This is a genomic window from Kitasatospora sp. NPDC101176, assembly GCF_044768035.1.
Classification (GTDB): Bacteria; Actinomycetota; Actinomycetes; order Streptomycetales; family Streptomycetaceae; genus Kitasatospora.
In genome coordinates, this window is the sequence record NZ_JBIWPA010000007.1 from 219,046 (window position 1) to 239,881 (window position 20,836).

The following is a 20,836-nucleotide window of genomic DNA, read 5'->3' on the forward strand; positions in this document are numbered from 1 at the left end:
GGCCCGCGGCCGCGGGGCCAACGGCGGTGGGGGTCAGCGGCGGTGGGGTTGCGGGGCGCCGAGGCAGGGGGACGGGTGCGGGGTAGTGGGGGCCGTCGCGTCCCAGGCCTGGAGGGCGGCGAGGGCGGCGGCGCGTTCGGCCGGGGCCGGCCGGTCGCCCTCCGGGGTGAGCAGGTAGTCGGCGACCGGGGTGAGCAGCAGGGTGGCGGCGCCGGCCGGCAGCAGGAGGGCCTCGTCCCAGCGGTGCCGGATGACGGTGCGGCGCAGCAGGGTGCCGTGCCGCGGCCGGAGCGGGCGGGCCTCGGTGCGGCGGCGCCGGAGCTCGGGGCCGACCTCGGCCTCCAGGACGGTGCGCACTCCGCCCAGCGGGCCCAGCGGCACGTGCTCGGCGGCGAGGTCGAGCAGGGCGACGGCCTCCGGGGCCAGCCGGTAGGCGGCGACCACCGCGGCGGTCTCGACGGGTTCGAAGGGCTGTCCTGCCAGCTGCGCCACGTCGATGACGTCGCCCGGGCCGAAGGGGCGGCGGAGCCCGTCCTCGGCGAGGGCGATCAGGCACTCGACGTGGTCGTCGGCGGCCAGGTAGGGGCGGACCGGGACGGTGGCGAGGTCGCCGGTGAGGGCTGCGGTCGCGACCCGTACCTGGTACCAGGGGTCGAGCAGCGGGTCCTCGGCCGGCCAGCGCAGGGTGACGGCGGTGTGCCGGGGCCGCTCGCCGAGCAGGGTGACCTCGACGGACTCCACCGGGTGGTCGGTGACCAGCCGGTTGACGGCCTGCCAGAGCGTGGCCTCGGTCGGGCTGACGAGGGCGAGTTCGCCCAGCGGCCGCGGCAGGTCGGACGGGTAGTGGGCGGCCAGCGGCAGGTCCCGGATCGGCCGGACCCCGGTGGCATCGGCGAGGTCGTCGGCGATCCCGGCGTAACAGCGGGCCCGTTCGCGGGCGCGCTGCAGCTCGGCGCGGGCGTGCTCGCCCATCCGGACGCCCTCCCGGTCCAGCGCGGCGAGCACCAGGTAGGGGAGGTTCCGGCCTGCGCGGGCCCGGTGGAGCAGTTCGACCGGGCCGGCGCCCGGGTCGAGCTCGAGCAGCCGGTAGAGCAGGTCGGTGTTCATGGGTGTCCGCCTCCGAGGGCCGTGGGTGGTCGCCGGGCGGTGGCGGGGCGACCGGGGGTGTGGCGGGTCCAGCGGTGCGTGCCGGGCCGACCGTGGACGCCACACCGGTGATTGTGGTGGGCGCCGATCAACACCGGATCACCACGGGCTCTACGATCCCTCGACATTTCGACGGGTGCCGTGGGTTGATAGGGGCTCATCAATCGGGGGCGGGCACGTGCTGGGGCGGGGGCGAGCACATGAAGCGGGCAGGTGCAGGAATGGGTGATTTCCGGTTCTCCGTGCTGGGGCTGATGCGGGCGCAGCGCGGTACCACCGTGTTGAAGGTCGGCAGCCCGCAGCAGCAGGCGATGCTGGCGGTGCTGCTGCTGCGGCCGGGGCACGGTGCGAGCGCCACGGACCTGATCGACGCCCTGTGGGGCGAGGAGCCGCCGAGCACCGCGATGACGACGGTCCGGACGTACGCCTGGCGGTGGCGCAAGGTGCTGCACGGCGAGGGGCCGGACGCACCGAACGTGCTGACCTCGGTCGGGGACGGCTACCGGCTGGTGCTGCCGAAGCACGCCGTGGACGCGGCGCAGGCGGAGGAGCTGGCGGCGCAGGCCGAGCGGACGGCGGCGGCCGGGGGGCCGCAACAGGCGCGTGATCTGTTGAACCAGGCGCTGGAGTTGTGGCAGGGCGAGCCGCTGGTCGGCATCCCGGGGCCGTTCGCGCAGCGGCAGCGGCAGCGGTTGCAGGAGCTGCGGCTGACGCTGCTGGAGGAGCGGATCGCCCTGGACCTCGCGCTGGGGCGGTTCTCCCGGTGCATCCCGGAGTTGACCTCGCTGACCACCGAGCACCCGTTGCACGAGCGGGCGTACGGGCTGCTGATGCGCGCGCTGTACCAGGCCGGAAGACAGGCGGACGCGCTGGCGGTGTACCGGAGCGCGCGTCAGCTGTTCCTGGCGGAGCTGGGGGTGGAGCCCGGGTCGGAGCTGGAGCTGCTGCACCAGCGGATCCTGGAGGGCGACCCGTCGCTCGCCGCGCCGGCGCCGTCGGCGGTGGTCGTGTCCGGCCCGGACGGCGCGAACGGCTTGAACGGCTTGAACGGCGCGATCGGGCCGAACGGCGTGCACGGCCCGAGCGGCCCGAGCGCCCCGAACGGGTCGGCCGAGCCGCGGGTCGAGCCGCCGTACCCGCCCGCCGCGCCCGCCGTGACGGACAGGGAGTCGGCCGCCACACCCGCCGGGGCCCCGGCGACCGCCCCCCGCCCGGCCCAACTGCCGCCCGACGCTGCGGACTTCACCGGCCGCACGGTACTGGTCGAGCGGCTGGGCGAAGCGCTCGGCGCCCCGGACCGGCGGGCGCTGGTGATCGCGACCGTGGTCGGGATGGGCGGGGTCGGCAAGACCGCGCTGGCCCTGCACGTCGCCCACCGGGTCCGCGACACCTATCCGGACGGGCAGCTCTACGCCGACCTGCGGGGCGCCGACGCCACCCCGGCGGACCCGGAGGCGGTGCTCTGCGGCTTCCTGGTGGCGCTCGGCGTGCCGGCCGACGCGGTGCCGGAGGGGCTGGACGCCCGCTCGGCGCTGTTCCGTTCGGTCGTCGACGGCCGGCGCCTGCTGCTGGTGCTCGACAACGTCCACGACACCGCGCAGATCAGACCCCTGCTGCCGGGTGCGGTCGGCTGCGCCGTGCTCACCACCAGCCGGACCCGGCTGTCCGGCCTGCCCGCGCCCGTCCAGGCCGATCTCGGGGTATTCGAACCGGAGGAGGCCCTGGAGCTGCTGGGCCGCACCATCGGCGCGGAGCGGCTGGCGGCCGAGCCGGAGGCCGCCCGGGACCTCCTGGTAGTCTGCGGCCACCTCCCGCTCGCGGTCCGGATCGTGGCGGCCCGGCTGGCGGCCCGGCCGAGCTGGACGGTGCAGACGCTGGGCCGCCGGCTGGCGGTCGAGCGCCGGCGGATCGACGAGCTGCGCATCGGCGACCTCGAGGTGGAGGCGGCCTTCGAACTGAGCTACCGCCAGTTGTCGCCCGCCCAGGCCCGGGCGTTCCGGCTGGTCGCCTCGGTGGACGGGCCGGACATCGGGCTGCCCGCCGCGGCCGCCCTGCTGGACCTGGACGAGTACGACGCCGAGGACCTGCTGGAGGCCCTGGTGGACGTGGCGATGATGGAGTCGCCGTTCCCCGGCCGTTACCGCTACCACGACCTCCTGCGCGCCTTCGCCCGGCGACGACCCGACGGCCCCGGCACGACGCTGGAGGCCCGTGACCGGCTGCTGGACCACCTGCTGGCCACCGCCTGCTCGGCCTTCCAGTACGCCGTCCCCGGGGACCCGGCCGCCGGCGCGCTCGGTCCGGCGCGCGGGCCGGGCGTGGCGCTCGGCAGCCCGGACGGCGCCCGGGCCTGGGCCGAGGCGGAGGGCTCGGGGGCGATCGCGGTCGCCGCCCAGGTCGCCGCCTGGACGATGGCCGAGGCGCCGGCGGCACCGGACGGCACCGGCGCGCAGGGCACCCTCCCGGATCCGCTGCGGGCCGCGATCGACCTGCTGATCGCGCTCACGCCCTTCGTGCTGGCCCCGCCCGGTGCCCGGCTGGCCGCCACGGCGGACGCCCTGGCGGCCGCGGCGGACCACCGCGCCGACCCCCGGGCAGCGGGCCGGGCGCACTTCCTGCGCGGCAACGTCGCCCTGGCCACCACCCGGCTGGAGGAGGCCGAGGCGGCGGGCCGCCTCGCCGTGGCCGCCTCGCGCTCGGCGGGAGACACGGTGATCCTGCGCCAGGCGCTGAACGACCTCGGTCTGGTCTGCCAGTTCCTCAGCCGCTACGACGAGGCCGTCGAGCACTACGACGAGGCGTTGCTGCTGGCCCGCGAGCTCGGCCACCGCTCGGGGGCGCTGGTGACGACGGTGAACGCGGCGCTGGCGCGGGTGCGCAGCGGCCGGGCCGCCGAGGCGGTGGAGATCTGCCACGAGGCGCTGGCCGAACTGCGTACCCGGCACGACGATCCGGGCCGGGCGTACACCCTGTACGTGCTGGGGCTGGCGCTGCACGGGCTGGAACGGCACGAGGAGGCGGTGACCTGGTTCGGCGAGTGCCTGGCGGTGGCCACCGCGGCCGGTCTGCAGGCCCGGGCCGCGCACGCCCGCTACCGGCTGGCGGACAGTCTGCGGTCGCTGGGCCGGACGGAGGAGGCGTTCGAGCACGCCGGGCGGGCGCTGGAGCTGTGCGAGGAGCTGGGGGCGGAGCGGGACCAGGCGCAGGCGCTGGTGGTGCTGGGCCGGACGCTGGCGGACCTCGGGCGCGGGGCCGAGGCGCGGGGCCGGTGGCGGGCGGCGCACGCGATCTTCGTCCGGCTGGGGCTGCCGGACGCCCGGGAGGTGGCGGGGCTGCTGTCCCGGGGTTCCGGGGAGGGCCCGTCGGTACCGGGCGGGGACGGGGGCCCGTCGGTCCGGGAGGGGGACGCCGTCGCGTCGGTCCGGGAGGGGGACGCCGTCGCGTCGGTCCGGGAGGAGCGGCGGGGGAAGGGCCGGGAGGCGGCGGTCGTGCCGCTGACGGGCTGCCGGCCGGGGAGTTGACCTGCTGCGGCGGTCGAGGCGCCGCGGGGGCGGGTCACCCGCCGAATGGCGCCGGGCCGGGTCACCGCCGGGCCGGGTGACGGGTAGGGGCCACTGTCGGGCCGGGTGATCCCCAGGGGGTCACCGCCGGGCCGGATGTCCCAGGAAGAATCGATCCTGCAGTCGGGCCCGCCCGCTCAGGAGCCGGTGCTGTTCCAGTCGCCGGTGCTGCCGTGCACGGTGGTGGAGGTCGGGGTCGGGGTCGGGGCGGCGGGGGTGGGAGTCGGGGTCGCGTCACCGACCACCACCGTCGCCGACCCGGTGCCGGCCGCCCCCGCCCCCGCCACCGCGGCCGTGGCGGTGACGCCGGCGCCGAGGGCGAGGGCCACCCCGAGGCCGGCGGCGAACAGGCGGCGGGCGGAGGCGGTGGCCGGACGCTTCGTCATCTCTGGTGCTCCCTTGGTCGCTTCCCTGGTAGGGAAGGGCTCCTTCGTGGTGTGGCACCAGTCTTGCGGGGGCCGTTCAACGGCCGATCTACGGCGGAGCACCGATGGTCACCGACCGCCGGATCAGGCGGCCGCGCGGATCTCCAGGGTGCAGCACTTCACACTGCCGCCGCCCTTGAGCAGCTCGCTCAGGTCCATCCCGATCGGCCGGAAGCCGCGCTCCCGCAGCCGCGCCGCCAGGCCCACGGCCGCCTCCGGCAGCACCACGTGCAGGCCGTCGCTCACCGCGTTGAGCCCGAAGACCTCGGCGTCGGCCTCGCTCACCAGCAGGGCGTCCGGGAAGAGCCGGCGCAGGACGGCCCGGCTGCCGGGCGAGAACGCCTCCGGGTAGTACATGATCTCGTCCCCGTCGAGCACCGACAGCGCGGTGTCGAGGTGGTAGAAGCGCGGGTCGACCAGCTCCAGGCCCACCACCGGCCGGCCGAAGAACTCCTGCGCCTCGGCGTGGCCCTCCGCCACGCTGCGGAAGCCCCGGCCGGCCAGCACGTAGCCCGCGGTCAGCAGGAGGTCGCCCTCGCCCTCGTTGACGTGCTCGGGGTCGTGCGTCGCGAAGCCGCGGTCGCGGAACCACTCCAGGTAGGCGGGGCCCTCCGCGGCCCGTTCGGTGTTGCGGAAGCGCGCGCCGAGCACCCTGCCGTCCACGACGGTGGCCCCGTTGGCCGCGTAGACCATGTCGGGCAGGCCGGGCAGCGGGTCGATCAGGTCGACCTGGTGGCCGAGTTCGGCGTAGAGGGCGTAGAGCCGCTCCCACTGGGCGACGGCGAGGTCGGTGTCCACCGGCTTGGCCGGGTCCATCCACGGGTTGATGGCGTAGGTGACGTCGAAGTGGGTCGGCCGGCACATCAGGTAGCGGCGCGGACGGGCGGTGCGGGTCATCGGGGTCCTCCGGAAGCGGGGCGGGGAGAGGTCGGGGGGACGGCGGGGGAGGGGACGGGGAACGGCGGGGACGGCAGGAGCAGATGACGGTCGGTCAGGCTGCGGGCGTGGACGGCCGGGTCGGGAAGTCCCGCAGGCCGCGCAGCGGGCTGGCCAGCAGCAGCAGACCGGCCGAGAGCAGCACCCCGGCCATCACCCAGATGGTGGTGCGGGCGCCGAGCACCTCGCCCAGGTAGCCGCCGAGCAGGGCGCCCACCGGGATGGCGCTGTAGTTGAGGGTCGCGGAGCTGGCCCGGATCCGGCCGATCAGCTCGGGCGGGCAGTAGGCCTGGGAGAAGCTGCCGGCCAGGACGTTGCCGGCGACCACGCCGCAGACCGCGACGGCCCAGGCGAGCGCGCTCACCGCCAGCGGCAGCCGCTCGCCCGCCAGCGGCAGCAGCAGGATGAACGGCGCGGCCACCAGCTCGCAGGCCAGCAGGCCGCGCGCGGTGCCCAGCCGGCGGGCGATCCGCCCGGCCAGCATCGCCCCGGCCAGGCCGCCGACGCTCACCAGGGCGAACACCGCGCCCACCGCGCCCGGTTCGATCCCGACGCTGCGCACCAGGAAGACCGTCTGCACCGCCTGGATGCCGTTCAGCCCCAGGTTGCCGACCGCCGCGAAGCAGGCGAAGGTCCGCAGGTACGGGTCGCGCAGCAGGAACCGCACGCCCTCGCCGATCTCGCGCGGGATGCCGCGCCGCTCTGACGCCGGCGGGGGGTGCTCCTGCGTCCTGATCCGCCGCAGGCAGATCGCCGACACCAGGTAGGTCAGCGAGTCGACGAGCATCCCGCTGGCGGCGCCGAAGGCCTGCGAGAGCAGACCGGCCGCGCCCGGCCCGGCGATCTCCGCCGCCGAGGCCCCGGAGCGCAGCTTGACGTTGGCCTCCAGCAGGTCGGCCTTCGCCACCAGGGTGGGCAGCACCGCGCCGTACGCGGTGGAGAAGAACACCTTCACCGCTCCGGTCAGCAGGGCCACCACCACCAGCTGGGCGAGCGAGAGCGCCCCCAGCCAGGCGGCCACCGGGACGCTGCCGAAGAACAGGAGCAGCAGGAGGTCGCAGACCAGCATCACCCGCAGCCGCGGCCAGCGGTCCACCCAGGCGCCGGCCGGAAGGCCGAGGAAGAGCCAGGGCAGCCAGGCGGCTGCGTTGATCACGCCCACCGCGAGCGGGCCGGCGCCCAGGGTGACCACGGCCACCAGGGACAGCGCCACGCTCCCGACGGCGGTGCCGAGGTTGCTGGTGGTCTCACCGATCCAGAGCCGGCGGAAGTCCCCGTGGGCCCAGAGCCCCCACCGGCGGCGCGGCGGGCGCGGCGGCGCCGGTGACTCGATCGGGACGGTGGTGGTCATCGCGGATCACGCTCCAAGCTTCTCGGCGAGCACGGCGGCGATCCGTGCGAGGGGTTCCGGCCCGGCCAGCTCGCCGTGCGCGCAGTCCAGGCGGTGGGGCTCGACCGCCCCGTCCAGGTACGGGTGCCAGGCCTGCTCGTACGGCCAGTCGGCGGGCTTGCCGGTGGTGGCCCCGAAGAAGACGACGGGGCCCCGGTAGCGGCTGGGCACGTGCTCGGCCATCAGCTTGCGGTGCCGGTCGAAGACCTCCGGCAGGACGGCGACCGCCTCGCCGAGCACGGCCCGCAGGTCGGCGAGCCCCCGGCCGTCCGCCGGGTCGTAGCCGAGCGAGTGGAGCAGTTCGGCCAGCGTGTCGACGGCCTCGACGGGCGGGGCGTCGTCGGTGCGGGCCGCCGGCGCGCCGTCCAGCAGGGCGAGCAGGCCGACCTCGGCGCCCTCCGCCTGCAGGCGGACGGCCATCTCCTGCGCGACGACCGCGCCGAAGGACCAGCCCAGCAGGTGGTACGGGCCGTCGGGGCGGACCGCGCGGATCTGCCGCACGTAGTCCTCGGCGATCTCGGCGACGCTCGCCGGTGCGCCGCCGCGCAGGCCGCGGGCCTGGAGGCCGTAGACCGGCTGGTCGGGGCCGAGGTGGCGGAGCAGGCCGGAGTAGACCCAGCTGATGCCGGCCGCCGGGTGGACGCAGAACAGCGGGGGGCGGTCGCCGCCGGTGCGCAGCGGCAGCAGGACGTCCAGGGCGTCGGCGGCCGGGCCGTGGTCGAGCCGCCGGGCGAGCCCGGCCACGGTGGGCGCCTCGAACAGCGCCCGCATGCCGGGGTCCGTGCCGAGGGCGGTGCGGACGCGGGCGAGCAGCTTCATGGCGAGCAGCGAGTGGCCGCCGAGGTCGAAGAAGTCGTCGTCGATGCCGACGGTCTCCAGGCCGAGGGTCTCGGCGAACAGCTCGCAGAGGAGCTCCTCCTGGGGTGTCCGGGGGGCGCGGCCGCCGGTGAGCAGTCCGAAGTCCGGTGCGGGCAGTGCCGCCCGGTCGAGCTTGCCGCTGCCGGTGAGCGGCAGCGCGGCCAGCGGGACGACGGCGGCGGGCACCATGTAGCCGGGCAGGTGTCCGGCGGCGAAGGCGCGCAGTTCGGCGGTGTCGACCGGGCCGTCGGTGACGACGTAGGCGACCAGCCGCAGGCCGTCCGGGTCGGGCAGGACGGCGGCGGCGCCCACGCCCGGGTGGAGGGTCAGCACGTGCTCGATCTCGCCGAGTTCGATGCGGAAGCCGCGGATCTTCACCTGGTGGTCGGTGCGGCCGAGGTACTCCACGCCGCCGTCGCGGGTGCGGCGGGCGAGGTCGCCGGTGCGGTACATCCTCCCTCCTTGCCCGCCACCGGGCAGGAGGGTCCCGGCTTGCCCGCCACCGGGCAGCAGGGGCCCGGTTTCCGGATCGAAGGGGCAGGCGACGAACCGTTCCGCCGTCAGGCCCGGCCGGCCCAGGTAGCCGCGGGCCAGACCCGGACCGGCCAGGTACAGCTCCCCCGGCACGCCCGGGGGGACGGGGTTGAGGTGCTCGTCCAGGACGTACGCCCGCACACCGGCGATCGGGCCGCCGAGCCCGGGGCGCTCCACCGCGTCCAGCGGCTGGGCGAGGGCGTAGACGGTGGCCTCGGTCGGGCCGTACAGGTTGTGGGCGGCGGTGCCCGGTGCCGCGCGCAGGCTCGTCCACAGCTGCTGTCCGACGGCCTCGCCGCCGAGCACCAGCACCGGCGGTGCGGCGGCGTCGAGCAGGCCCTCGGCGAGGAGCTGCTCGGCGTAGGACGGGGTGACGTCCATGGCCCCGATGCCGGCCGCGCGGACGTGCCGGACCAGGGCGGCCGGGTCGCGGCGGAGCTCGTCGCCGATCAGGTGCAGCTCGTGCCCGGCGAACAGCCAGAGCAGGCTCTGCAGGGATCCGTCGAAGCCGAGCGAGGCGGTGAGCGCGACGCGCAGCCGGCCGTGGGCGGCCTCGGCGGTGGCGATCAGCCCGCCGCGGTGGGCGGCCAGCAGGGCGGCGATGCCCCCGTGCGGGACGACGACGCCCTTGGGGCGGCCGGTGGATCCGGAGGTGTAGATGAGGTAGGCGGCGTTGTCGGCCGTGGCGCGCGGTGCCGGGTCGGTGTCCGGTCCGTCGGCCGCGCCGAGGTCCAGGGTGGGCCGTGCGGTCAGGGCCTCGGGCTTCGGCCAGCCCTCGTCGGTGAGGACGAGGGCTGCGCCCGCGTCGGCGAGGGTGGCGGCGGTGCGCTCGGCCGGGTGGTCCGGGTCCAGGGGCAGGTAGGCGGCGCCCGCCTTGAGCACGGCGAGGATCGCGACCACGCTCCCGGCCGAGCGCGGCAGGGCCAGGGCGACCACCGACTCGGGGCCGACGCCCGCCGCGATCAGGTGGTGGGCAAGCCGGTTGGCGCGGGCGTTCAGCTGGGCGAAGGTCAGCCGGGTGTCGCCGCAGACCAGGGCGACGGCCTCCGGGGTCGCGGCCGCCTGGGCCGCGAAGGCGGCCGGCAGCAGCGGGACCTCGGCCGGCAGGGCGGGGCCGGCCGAGGGCAGGGCGGCCCGCTCCTCGGCGGAGAGCAGCTCGACCCGGCCGATCGGCAGCCCCGGCTGCGCGGCCACCGCGGCCAGCAGCCGGCCGAACCGGACGGCGATCGCCTCGACCGTCGCGCGGTCGAACAGGTCGGTGGCGTAGTCGATCGCGCACTCCAGCCCGGCGGGCGCGCCGTCCGCGTCGAAGGACTCGCCGAGGCCCACGCTCAGGTCGAACTTGGCGACCGTCCCGTCGGAGGACTCGACGGAGGCGTCGAGCCCGGCCGGGGCGAACGGCGCGGAGTCCCCCTGGCCCTCCAGCAGCAGCGCCACCTGGAACAGCGGGTGGCGGGCCAGCGAGCGGGCCGGGTTGAGCTCCTCGACGAGCCGCTCGAAGGGCACGTCCTGGTGGGCGTGGGCGTCGAGTTGGGTCTCCCGGACCCGGGCCAGCAGCTCGGTGAAGCTCGGGTTGCCGGAGGTGTCGGTGCGCAGCACCAGGGTGTTGACGAAGAAGCCGACCAGGTCGTCCAGGGCCTCGTCGGAGCGCCCGGCCACCACGGAGCCGATCGGCACGTCGGTGCCCGCGCCGAGACGGGTGAGCAGGGCGGCAAGCGCGGCCTGCAGGGTCATGAACATCGTCACCCGGTGCTCGCGGGACAACTCGCCCAGCGCACGGTGGAGTTCGGCGCCGTAGGGCACCACGACCCGGTCGCCGTGGTGGCCGGCGGTCGCCCGGCGCGGCCGGTCCACGGGCAGCGACAGCTCCTCCGGCAGACCGGCCAGCGCCTCGCGCCAGTAGCCGAGTTGGCGGGAGAGCAGGCTCTGCGGGTCGTCCTCGGCACCGAGCAGCCCGCGCTGCCAGAGCGCGTAGTCGGCGTACTGGACGGGCAGCGGCGCCCACTGCGGGGCGGCGCCGTCGGTGCGGGCCGCGTAGGCCGTGGCGAGGTCCCGCAGCAGCGGGCCCATCGACCAGCCGTCCCCGGCGATGTGGTGCAGGACCAGGGCGAGCAGGTGCTCGCCGGGCGCGGACGGGATGACGTGGGCGCGGACGGGCAGGTCGGCGGCCAGGTCGAAGGGCCGGGCGGTGCAGCTCGCCGGCGCGGTGCCGGGCGGCAGCAGCTCGACGCTGACCCGGGCCTGCCCGGCGGGCAGGATCCGCTGGTGGGGGGTGCCGTCCTCCTCGGCGATCAGGGTGCGCAGGCTCTCGTGCCGGGCCACCACGTCCCCGAGCGCCAGCTCCAGCGCGGCGGTGTCCAGCTCCCCCGCCACGCGCAGGACGAGCGGCAGGTTGTAGAGGGCGCTGGGGCCCTCCATCCGGTCGATCAGCCAGAGCCGCTGCTGGGCGAAGGACAGCGGCAGCCGCTCCGGCCGCGCACCGCCCCCGGTGAGTGCCGGGCGCCCGGAGCCCTCGCCGCCCAGGCGGGCGGCCAGCCCGGCCACCGTCGGCGCCTCGAAGACGTCCCGGATGCCCAGTTCCGCGCCCGACGTGGAGCGCACCCGGCTGAGCAGCCTGGTCGCCAGCAGCGAGTGCCCGCCCAGGTCGAAGAAGTCGTCGTCGATGCCGACGGAGTCCAGCCCGAGCACCTCCGCGAACAGCCCGCAGAGGATCTCCTCCTGCGCCGTGCGCGCCGCCCGGCCGGCCGACAGCGCACCGAAGTCCGGGGCCGGCAGGGCCCGGTGGTCGACCTTGCCGCTGCCGGTCAGGGGCAGCGAGTCGAGCAGGACGACGGCGGCGGGCACCATGTAGCCGGGCAGCGATTCGGCGGCGAACCGGCGGAGCTCGGCGGCGAGTTCGGGCGTGTGCCGGTCCACCGTGCAGTAGCCGACCAGCCGGTCGCCGGTCTCGCTCTCCCGGACGGTGACCACGCACTGGCGGACGGCGGGGTGGCGCGCCACCACCTGCTCGATCTCGCCGAGTTCGACCCGGAAGCCGCGGATCTTCACCTGGTGGTCGGTGCGGCCGAGGTACTCCACGCCGCCGTCGCGGGTGCGGCGGGCGAGGTCGCCGGTGCGGTACATCCGGGCACCCGGCTCGAAGGGCGAGGCGACGAAGCGTTCCGCCGTCAGGCCCGGCCGCGCCAGGTAGCCGCGGGCCAGACCGGTGCCGGCCAGGTACAGCTCCCCCGGCACGCCCACCGGCACCGGGTTGAGGTGCTCGTCCAGGACGTACGCCCGCACACCGGCGATCGGGCCGCCGAGCCCGGGGCGCTCCACCGCGTCCAGCGGCTGGGTGAGCGCGTACACGGTGGCCTCGGTCGGGCCGTAGAAGTTGTGGCCCGCGGTGTCGGGGTGCTCCCGCAGCCGCTGCCACAGGGCCTGGCCGATCGCCTCGCCGCCGAGCAGCAGCAGGCGCGGGGCGGGCGCGTCCAGCAGGCCCTCCTCGATCAGCTGCTCGGTGTAGGACGGGGTGAGGTGCAGGGCGTCGATGCCGGCCGCGGCGGTGTGGCGGACCAGCGCCCCCGGGTCGCGGCGCAGCTCGTCGCCGATCAGGTGCAGCTCGTGCCCGGCGTACATCCAGAGCACGGGCTCCAGGGAGGCGTCGAAGCAGAGCGAGGCGGTGAGCGCGATCCGCTGCCGGCCGTGGGCCTGTTCGGTGCCCTGGATCAGGGCGGCCCGGTGGGCGGCCAGCAGGGCGGCGACGGCACCGTGCGGGACGACGACGCCCTTGGGGCGGCCGGTGGAGCCGGAGGTGTAGATGACGTAGGCGGCGTCGCCCGGGTCGACGGCGCACTGCGGGTCGGCGGAGCGGTCCGGGTCGAGGGCGTGCTGCGGGTCGGCGGTGCAGCGCGGGTCGGCGGCGCCGTCCGCGGGGGGTCCGGTGACGTCCAGGGTCCGCAGCCCGGCCAGGACCTCGGGCAGCGGCCAGCGGTCGTCGGTGAGGGCGAGCGCCGGGCGGGCGTCCGCCAGCATGTGGGCGGTGCGCTCGGCCGGGTACTCGGCGTCCAGCGGCAGGTAGGCGGCGCCCGCCTTGAGCACGGCCAGCATGGCGACCACCGTCTCCGCCGAGCGCGGCAGGGCGAGGGCGACCACGGACTCCCGGCCCGCGCCGGCGGCCAGCAGGCGGTGGGCGAGCCGGTTGGCGCGGGCGTTCAGCTGGGCGAAGGTCAGCCGGGTGTCGCCGCAGACCAGGGCGACGGCCTCCGGGGTCGCGGCCGCCTGGGCCGCGAAGGCGGCCGGCAGCAGCGGAGCCTCGGCCGGCAGGGCGGGGCCGGCCGAGGGCAGGGCGGCCCGCTCCTCGGCGGAGAGCAGCTCGACCCGGCCGATCGGCAGCCCGGGCTGCGCGGCCACCGCGGCCAGCAGCCGGCCGAACCGGACGGCGATCGCCTCGACCGTCGCGCGGTCGAACAGGTCGGTGGCGTAGTCGAGGGCGCAGTCGATCCCGGTGAGCTCGCCGTCGGGGCCGAAGGACTCCTCGGCGATCAGGCTGAGGTCGAACTTGGCCGATCCGTTGCCCGCGCCGAGGGGTTCGACGCGCAGGCCCGCCGTGGCCGGCTCGGCCTGCTCGTTGCTCTGCAGCACCAGCATGATCTGGAAGAGCGGGTGACGGGCGAGTGAGCGGGCCGGGTTGAGCTCCTCGACCAGCCGCTCGAACGGGGTGTCCTGGTGGGCGTAGGCGCCCAGGGCGGTCTCGCGGGCACGGCCGAGCAGCTCGGTGAAGCTCGGGTTGCCGGAGGTGTCGGTGCGCAGCACCAGGGTGTTGACGAAGAAGCCGACCAGGTCGTCCAGGGCCTCGTCGGAGCGCCCGGCCACCACGGAGCCGATCGGCACGTCGGTGCCCGCGCCGAGACGGGTGAGCAGGGCGGCAAGCGCGGCCTGCAGGGTCATGAACATCGTCACCCGGTGCTCGCGGGACAACTCGCCCAGCGCACGGTGGAGTCCGGCGTCGAGGCCGAGCGCCACCCGGCCCCCGCGGTGGGAGGCGACGGGCGGGCGGGGGCGGTCCGCCGGCAGCGTGGCCTCCTCCGGGAGGTCCGCCAGGGTCGCTCGCCAGTAGGCGAGTTGGCGGGCGGCCAGGCTCTCCGGGTCGCTCTCCTCGCCGAGCAGCCCGCGCTGCCAGAGCGCGTAGTCGGCGTACTGGACGGGCAGCGGCGCCCAGCCGGGGGCGGCGCCGTCGGTGCGGGCCGTGTAGGCCGAGGTGAGGTCGCGGACCAGCGGGCCGAGGGACCAGCCGTCGCTGGCGATGTGGTGCAGCGCCAGGACCAGCACGTGCTCCTCGGCGGAGACCCGCAACAGGGTGGCGCGGAGCGGGAGTTCGGTGCGCAGGTCGAAGGCGTGCCGGCACAGCCCGGCCACCGTGTCGGGCACCTCGTCGGCCGGGCACTCCCGGGTGTCGAGCCCGACGGCGGCCTCACCGGCGGGCAGGATCCGCTGGTGGGGGGTGCCGTCCTCCTCGGCGATCAGGGTGCGCAGGCTCTCGTGCCGGGCCACCACGTCCCCGAGCGCCAGCTCCAGCGCGGCGGTGTCCAGCGGCCCGGTCAGGCGCAGCGCCAGCGGGGCGTTGTAGAGGGGGCTGGGGCCCTCCATCCGGTCGATCAGCCAGAGCCGCTGCTGGGCGAAGGACAGCGGCAGCCGCTCGGGCCGCGCACCGCCCGCGGTCAGCGCCGGGCGCCCGGAGCCCTCGCCCAGGCGGGCGGCCAGCCCGGCCACCGTCGGCGCCTCGAAGACGTCCCGGATGCCCGGTTCGGCGCCCAGCGCCACCCGCACCCGGCTGAGCAGCTTGGTCGCCAGCAGCGAGTGCCCGCCCAGGTCGAAGAAGTCGTCGTCGATGCCGACGGAGTCCAGCCCGAGCACCTCCGCGAACAGCCCGCAGAGGATCTCCTCCTGCGCCGTGCGCGCCGCCCGGCCGGCCGACAGCGCACCGAAGTCCGGGGCCGGCAGGGCGGAGCGGTCCAGCTTGCCGTTGGCGTTGAGCGGCAGCGCGTCCAGGGCGACGACCGCGGCCGGCAGCATGTAGCCGGGCAGCGTCCGGGCCGCGGCGGCGCGCAGCCCGGCGGTGTCCAGCGGGCCGTCGGCGACCACGTAGGCGATCAGCCGCAGCCCGTCCGCGTCGGGCAGGACGGCGGCCTGGAGCACCTGCGGGTGGGCCGTCAGGGCGCGCTCGATCTCGCCGAGCTCGATCCGGAAGCCGCGGATCTTCACCTGGTCGTCGGTGCGGCCCAGGTACTCCAGCTCGCCGTCGCGGGTGCGGCGGACGAGGTCACCGGTGCGGTACATCCTGGCGCCCGGCTCGAAGGGCGAGGCGACGAAGCGCTCCGCGGTCAGACCCGGGCGGTGCAGGTAGCCGCGGGCCAGGCCGGCGCCGGCCAGGTACAGCTCCCCCGGCACGCCGACCGGGACGGCGTTGAGGTGCCCGTCCAGGACGTGGGCGCGGGTACCGGCGACGGTGCGGCCGAGGACGGGCCGCCCGGTCGCCGCCAGCGGGTGGGTCAGGGCGTCGACGGTGCACTCGGTGGGGCCGTACAGGTTGTGGGCGGCGGTGCCCGGGGCCTCGCGCAGCCTGGTCCAGAGCGCCTGGCCGACGGCCTCGCCGCCGAGCAGCACCAGGGCGGGTGCGGGCTCCTCCAGCAGGCCCTCCTCGATCAGCTGCTCCGCGTAGGAGGGGGTCACCTCCAGCACGCCGATCCCGTGCTCGCGCACGTGGCCGACCAGGGCCCGGGGGTCGCGCCGCACGTCGCCGCCGATCAGGTGCAGCTCGTGGCCGGCGACCAGCCACAGCAGGCCGTCCCAGGAGGCGTCGAAGCAGAGCGAGGCGGTGAGCGCGACCCGCTGCCGGGCGGTGCCCGCCATCACGCCGGTGCGGTGGGCGGCGAGCAGCGCGGCGATGCTGCCGTGCTGGACCACGACGCCCTTGGGGCGGCCGGTGGAGCCGGAGGTGAAGATGACGTAGGCGGCGTCGGACGCCGCGGCCCGCGGGGCCGGGTCGGTATCCGGGGTGGCGGCGTCGTCGCCGAGGTCCAGCACCGGGTGCCCGTGGAGGACCTCGGGCAGCGGCCAGCGCCCGTCGGTGAGGACCAGCGCCGGGCCCGCCTGCGCCAGGGTGTCGGCGGTGCGGTCGGCCGGGTACTCGGCGTCCAGCGGCAGGTAGGCGCCGCCGGCCTTGAGCACGGCGAGGACGGCGACCACCGTCTCCGCCGAGCGGGGCAGGGCCAGCGCCACCACGCGCTCGGGGCCGATGCCCGCGGCGATCAGCCGGTGGGCGAGGCCGTTGGCCCGGGCGTTGAGCTGCGCGAAGGTCAGGGAGAGCTCGCCGCAGACCAGCGCCACGGCGTCCGGGGTGGCGGCGGCCTGCGCCTCGAAGGCGGCCGGCACCAGCGGCACCTGCCCGGGCAGCGGCGTGTGGGCGTCCGCGGCCCGCTCCTGCTCCGTCAGGACGTCCAACTCGGCGACGGAGCGGCCGGGGTCGGTGGCGACCTGGCGCAGGATGGTGTCCAGGGCGGCGGCGAGCCGTTCGGCGGTCTCGCGGTCGAACAGGTCGGTGGCGTACTCGAGGACGCCGGCCAGCCCCTCGCCGGCGCCGCCGGCGCCCTGCCGCTCGACCAGGCGCAGGGTGAGGTCGAAGGTGGCCGTGCCGAAGTCGACCGGCTCCTCCGTCACCGTCACGCCGGGCAGGTCCGGGCCGTCCTCGGCGGCGCCGGCGAAGGCCAGCATCACCTGGAACAGCGGGTGGCGGGCGGTCGACCGGGTCGGGTTCAGCTCCTCCACCAGCCGCTCGAACGGCACGTCCTGGTGGGCGTGGGCGGCGAGGTCGGTCTCCCGCACCCGGGCCAGCAGGTCCGCGAAGCTCGGCCGGCCGGACAGATCGGTGCGCAGCACCAGGGTGTTGGCGAAGAAGCCCACCAGCCCGTGCACGGCCTCGTCGAGGCGCCCGGCCAGCGGGGTGCCGACGGGCACGTCGGTGCCCGCGCCGAAGCGGTGCAGCAGGGTGGCGTACGCGGCCCGCAGGACCATGAAGAGGGTGACGCCGTGCTCGGCGGCGAGTGCGGTGAGCCGGGCGTGCAGGGCGGCGTCGAACTCCAGCGGGACGACGGCGCCGCGGTGGGTCGCGACCGGCGGCCGCGGGCGGTCCAGCGGCAGCGGCAGCTCCTCGGGGACGCCGGCCAGCGCCTCGCGCCAGTGCGCGAGCTGCCGGGAGACCGGGCTGTCCGGGTCCTCCTCCGAGCCGAGCAGTTCGTGCTGCCAGAGCGCGTAGTCGGCGTACTGGACGGGCAGCGGCGCCCACTGCGGGGCGTCGCCGTCCACGCGGGAGCGGTAGGCCCGGGTGAGGTCGCGGTAGAGCGGGCCGAGCGAGGCGCCGTCCCCGGCGATGTGGTGGACGACCAGGACCAGGACGTGCTCCCCGGCTCCCTCGCTGCGCAGGTAGGCGTGGACGGGGAGGTCCGCGGCGAGGTCGAAGGTGTGGCCGGCGAGCTCGTCGGTCGGGCGGTCGGTGACGGTGAGCAGGCCGGTGGCGGGGGCGTCGAGGACCCGCTGGTACGGCGTGCCGTCCTGCTCGCCGAAGACGGTGCGCAGGGCCTCGTGCCGCCGGACGACGTCGCCGAGGGCGGCCTCCAGGGCGGCCGGGTCGAGCGGGCCGTGCAGCCGCAGGGCGAGGGTGACGTTGTAGGTGGCCGAGGGGCCGTCGGCCTGGGCGAGGAACCAGAGCCGGCGCTGGGCGAAGGAGAGCGGCACCCGCTCGGGCCGGGCGACGGGCCGCAGGGCGGGGCGGGCCGGGGCGGGGGCGTCGGCGGCGCGGTCGGCGAGCCGCTCGACGAGTCCGGCGACGGTGGGGGCCTGGAAGAGGTCCCCGATGGAGAGCTCGACGCCGAGCTCGGTGCGGGCCCGCCCGGTGAGGCGGGTGGCGAGCAGCGAGTGGCCGCCGAGCGCGAAGAAGTCGTCGTCGATGGTGATGTCGTCGATGCCGAGCAGCTCGCCGAAGAGCTCGCACAGGGCCCGTTCGCGCTCGTCGCGCGGGGCGCGGCCGGTGCCGTCGGCGGCGAGGTCGGGGGCGGGCAGGGCCCGGCGGTCGACCTTGCCGTTGTCGTTCAGCGGCAGGGCGTCGAGGACGACGACGGCGGCGGGGACCATGTAGCCGGGCAGCGAGGTGCCGGCGAAGGTCCGCAGCTCCTCGGGGGTGAGCGAGGCGTCGGCGGTGCAGTAGGCGACGAGGCGGGTGTCGCCGGGGCGGTCCTCGCGGGCGATCACGATGACCTGGCGGACGGCGGGGTGGCGGGAGAGCGCCGCCTCGATCTCGCCGAGTTCGATCCGGAAGCCGCGCAGCTTGACCTGGCCGTCGATCCGGCCGAGGAACTCCACGGCGCCGTCTGCGCGCAGCCGCACGAGGTCGCCGGTGCGGTACATGCGGGAGCCGGGCTCGTCGGACGGGTCGGCGAACGGGCAGGCGACGAAGCGTTCGGCGGTCAGACCGGGCCGGTTGAGGTAGCCGCGGGCCAGGCCGGCCCCGGCGATGTACAGCTCGCCCGGGACGCCGGGCGGGACGGGCTGCAGCCGGGCGTCGAGGACGTGGCTGCGCATGTTGTCCAGCGGGCCGCCGATCGGCACCCGGGGGCCGTCGAGGTCGGCGTGGGTGAGCGGGTGGTGGGTGGCGAAGGTGGTGGTCTCGGTGGGTCCGTAGACGTGGGCGAGCAGCAGGTCGGGGCAGGCGTCGAGGACGCGGCGCATCAGGACGCCGGAGGCGGCCTCGCCGCCGGTGCAGACGACGCGCAGGGCGGCGAAGGTCTCCGGGGCCTGTTCGGCGACCAGGTCGAACAGGGCCTTGGTGAGGAAGGCGGCGGTGACGCCGTGGCGGGTGGTGACGGCGTGCAGGGCGGCGGCGTCGAGGGCGCCGGGCGGGGCGACCACGACGGTGCCGCCGGCCAGCAGCGGCGTCCAGATCTCGTAGGTGGCGGCGTCGAAGGCGTGCGGGGAGTGCAGCAGGACCCGCTGGTGGCGGCCGTCCTGCCAGCGGCGGTCGGCGGCCAGGTCGAGGACGTCGCGGTGGCGCACGGCGACGCCCTTGGGCCGGCCGGTGGAGCCGGAGGTGTACATCGCGTAGGCGAGCTGGTCCGGGTGGACGGGCACGCCGGGGCGGTGGGCCGGGGCGCCGCTCTCGTCCCCGGGGCGGACGACCACGGCCCGGTGCGGGAAGCCGGGGTCGGCGCGGTCGGTGAGCAGCACGGGGGCGCCGGTGTCCGCGAGCACGTCGGCCATCCGCTCGGGCGGCAGGCCGGGGTGCATGGGCACGTAGCAGCCGCCGGCCTTGAGGACCGCCAGGGTGGCGACGACGACGTCGACGGAGCGTTCCATCAGCATCGCGACGGGGGTCTCGGTGCCGACGCCGAGGGAGATCAGGTGGTGGGCGAGCCGGTTGGCGCGGGCGTCGAGCCCGGCGTAGTCGAGGGTGCCGCCGTCGTGGGCGAGGGCGGTGGCGTGCGGGGTGAGGTCGGCCTGCTGCTCGAAGGACTCGGCCAGGGTGCCTGTGCGGCGCGGGGCGGTGGTGGCGTTCCACTCGGTGAGGATGCGGGTCCGCTCCTCGGGGGCGAGGACGTCCAGCGTGCCGATGGGGGCGTGCGGGTCGGCCGCGGCGGCGGCGAGGAGGCGGCCGAGCCGGTCGGCCAGGGCGGCGACCGTGGTGCGGTCGTAGAGGTCGGCGGCGAACTCGATGGAGCCGGTGAGCCCGGCGGGGGTGCCGTCGGGGCCGTGCTGCTCGGCGATGCCGATGTTGAGGTCGAACTTGGCGACCCGCAGGCCGATCGGTTCGGGGGCGGACTCCAGCCCCGGCAGGTCGAGTCCGGCGTCCTGCCCGTGGTTCTGCAGGACGAGCAGGGTCTGGAACAGCGGGTGGCGGCCGAGGGCGCGGGGCGGGTTGAGCTCCTCGACCAGGCGGTCGAAGGGGATGTCCTGGTGGGCGAAGGCCTCCAGCTGGGCCTCCCTGACCCGGCCGAGCAGCTCGGCGAAGCCCGGGTCACCGGACGTGTCGGCCCGCAGCACCAGCGAGTTGACGAAGAAGCCGACCAGGTCGTCCAGGGCCTCGTCGGAGCGGCCGGCGACACCGGTGCCGAGCGGGATGTCGGTGCCGGCGCCGAGCCGGGTGAACAGGGCGGCCAGGCCGGCCTGGAGGACGGTGAACAGGGTGGTGCGGTGGGTGCGGGCGAGGTCGAGCAGGGCGGTGTGCAGGTCCGCGCCCCAGGCGAGGTCCACGGCGTCGGCGGCGCCGCTGGGGGCGGGCGGTCGGGGGCGGTCCGTCGGCAGCTCCAGTTCCTCCGGGAGCGCGGCCAGGACGGTTCGCCAGTGGTCGAGTTGGCGGGCGAGCAGGCTTTCCGGGTCGTGTTCGTCGCCGAGCAGGTCGCGCTGCCAGAGCGCGTAGTCGGCGTACTGGACGGGCAGCGGCTCCCAGTCGGGGCCGCGGCCGGCGAGCCGGGCCCGGTAGGCGGTGGCGAGGTCGCGCAGCAGCGGGCCGAGCGACCAGCCGTCACCGGCGATGTGGTGCAGGACGACGAGCAGCACGTGCTCGGTCGGTGAGAGGGTGAACACCGTGATCCTGATGGGCGGTTCGCCGCTCAGGTCGAAGGTCTCGGCGGCGGCCGCGTCCCGGTGGCCGGGGTAGTCGGCCGGTGCGCAGTCCACGACCCGGAAGCGCGGCTGCGCCTCCTCGGCCGGCAGGATCTGCTGCACCGGGACTCCCCCGACCACCGGGAACACCGTGCGCAGGGACTCGTGACGGGCGACCACGTCCGCCGTCGCGGCGCGCAGCGCGGCGGTGTCGAGCTCGCCGCGCAGACGCAGGGCGAACGGCAGGTTGTACAGCGCGGTCGGCCCCTCGATCTGGTCGATCAGCCAGAGACGCTGCTGGGCGTACGAAACCGGGATCACGGTGCTTCCTCTACTCACGTCACGGCACGGGGTGT

General features: G+C 76.4%; 6 protein-coding genes. 1 reads left to right on the forward strand and 5 read right to left on the reverse strand.

Annotation, left to right across the window (positions count from 1 at the left end; all coding sequences use genetic code 11):
• Positions 1-33: 33 nt before the first annotated feature.
• Positions 34-1,107 carry a hypothetical protein gene (locus ACIRS1_RS13970; RefSeq protein WP_402839216.1) on the reverse strand — a complete coding sequence of 358 codons (1,074 nt, stop codon included), beginning with the start codon at positions 1,105-1,107 and terminating at the stop codon, positions 34-36.
• Between the two features lie 260 nt (positions 1,108-1,367).
• Here ACIRS1_RS13970 and ACIRS1_RS13975 point away from each other — a divergent pair, with 260 nt between their 5' ends.
• Complete coding sequence (locus tag ACIRS1_RS13975; RefSeq protein ID WP_402839218.1) at positions 1,368-4,667, forward strand: AfsR/SARP family transcriptional regulator; 3,300 nt, start codon at positions 1,368-1,370, stop codon at positions 4,665-4,667.
• 176 nt (positions 4,668-4,843) lie between these two features.
• On the opposite strand, the gene ACIRS1_RS13980 is transcribed toward ACIRS1_RS13975, so the two are convergent.
• The 4 genes from ACIRS1_RS13980 to ACIRS1_RS13995 form a co-directional block, all read right to left on the reverse strand.
• On the reverse strand, positions 4,844-5,092 hold the full coding sequence (locus ACIRS1_RS13980; protein WP_402839219.1) for a hypothetical protein: 249 nt from the start codon (positions 5,090-5,092) through the stop codon (positions 4,844-4,846).
• 123 nt (positions 5,093-5,215) lie between these two features.
• On the reverse strand, positions 5,216-6,028 hold the full coding sequence (ddaH, locus tag ACIRS1_RS13985) for a dimethylargininase (protein ID WP_402839221.1): 813 nt from the start codon (positions 6,026-6,028) through the stop codon (positions 5,216-5,218).
• 94 nt (positions 6,029-6,122) lie between these two features.
• Positions 6,123-7,418, reverse strand: a complete 1,296-nt coding sequence (locus ACIRS1_RS13990) for an MFS transporter (RefSeq protein WP_402839223.1) — start codon at positions 7,416-7,418, stop codon at positions 6,123-6,125.
• Between the two features lie 6 nt (positions 7,419-7,424).
• Positions 7,425-20,801: an amino acid adenylation domain-containing protein gene (locus tag ACIRS1_RS13995; protein ID WP_402839225.1), complete on the reverse strand. Its 13,377-nt coding sequence runs from the start codon at positions 20,799-20,801 to the stop codon at positions 7,425-7,427.
• Positions 20,802-20,836 lie beyond the last annotated feature (35 nt).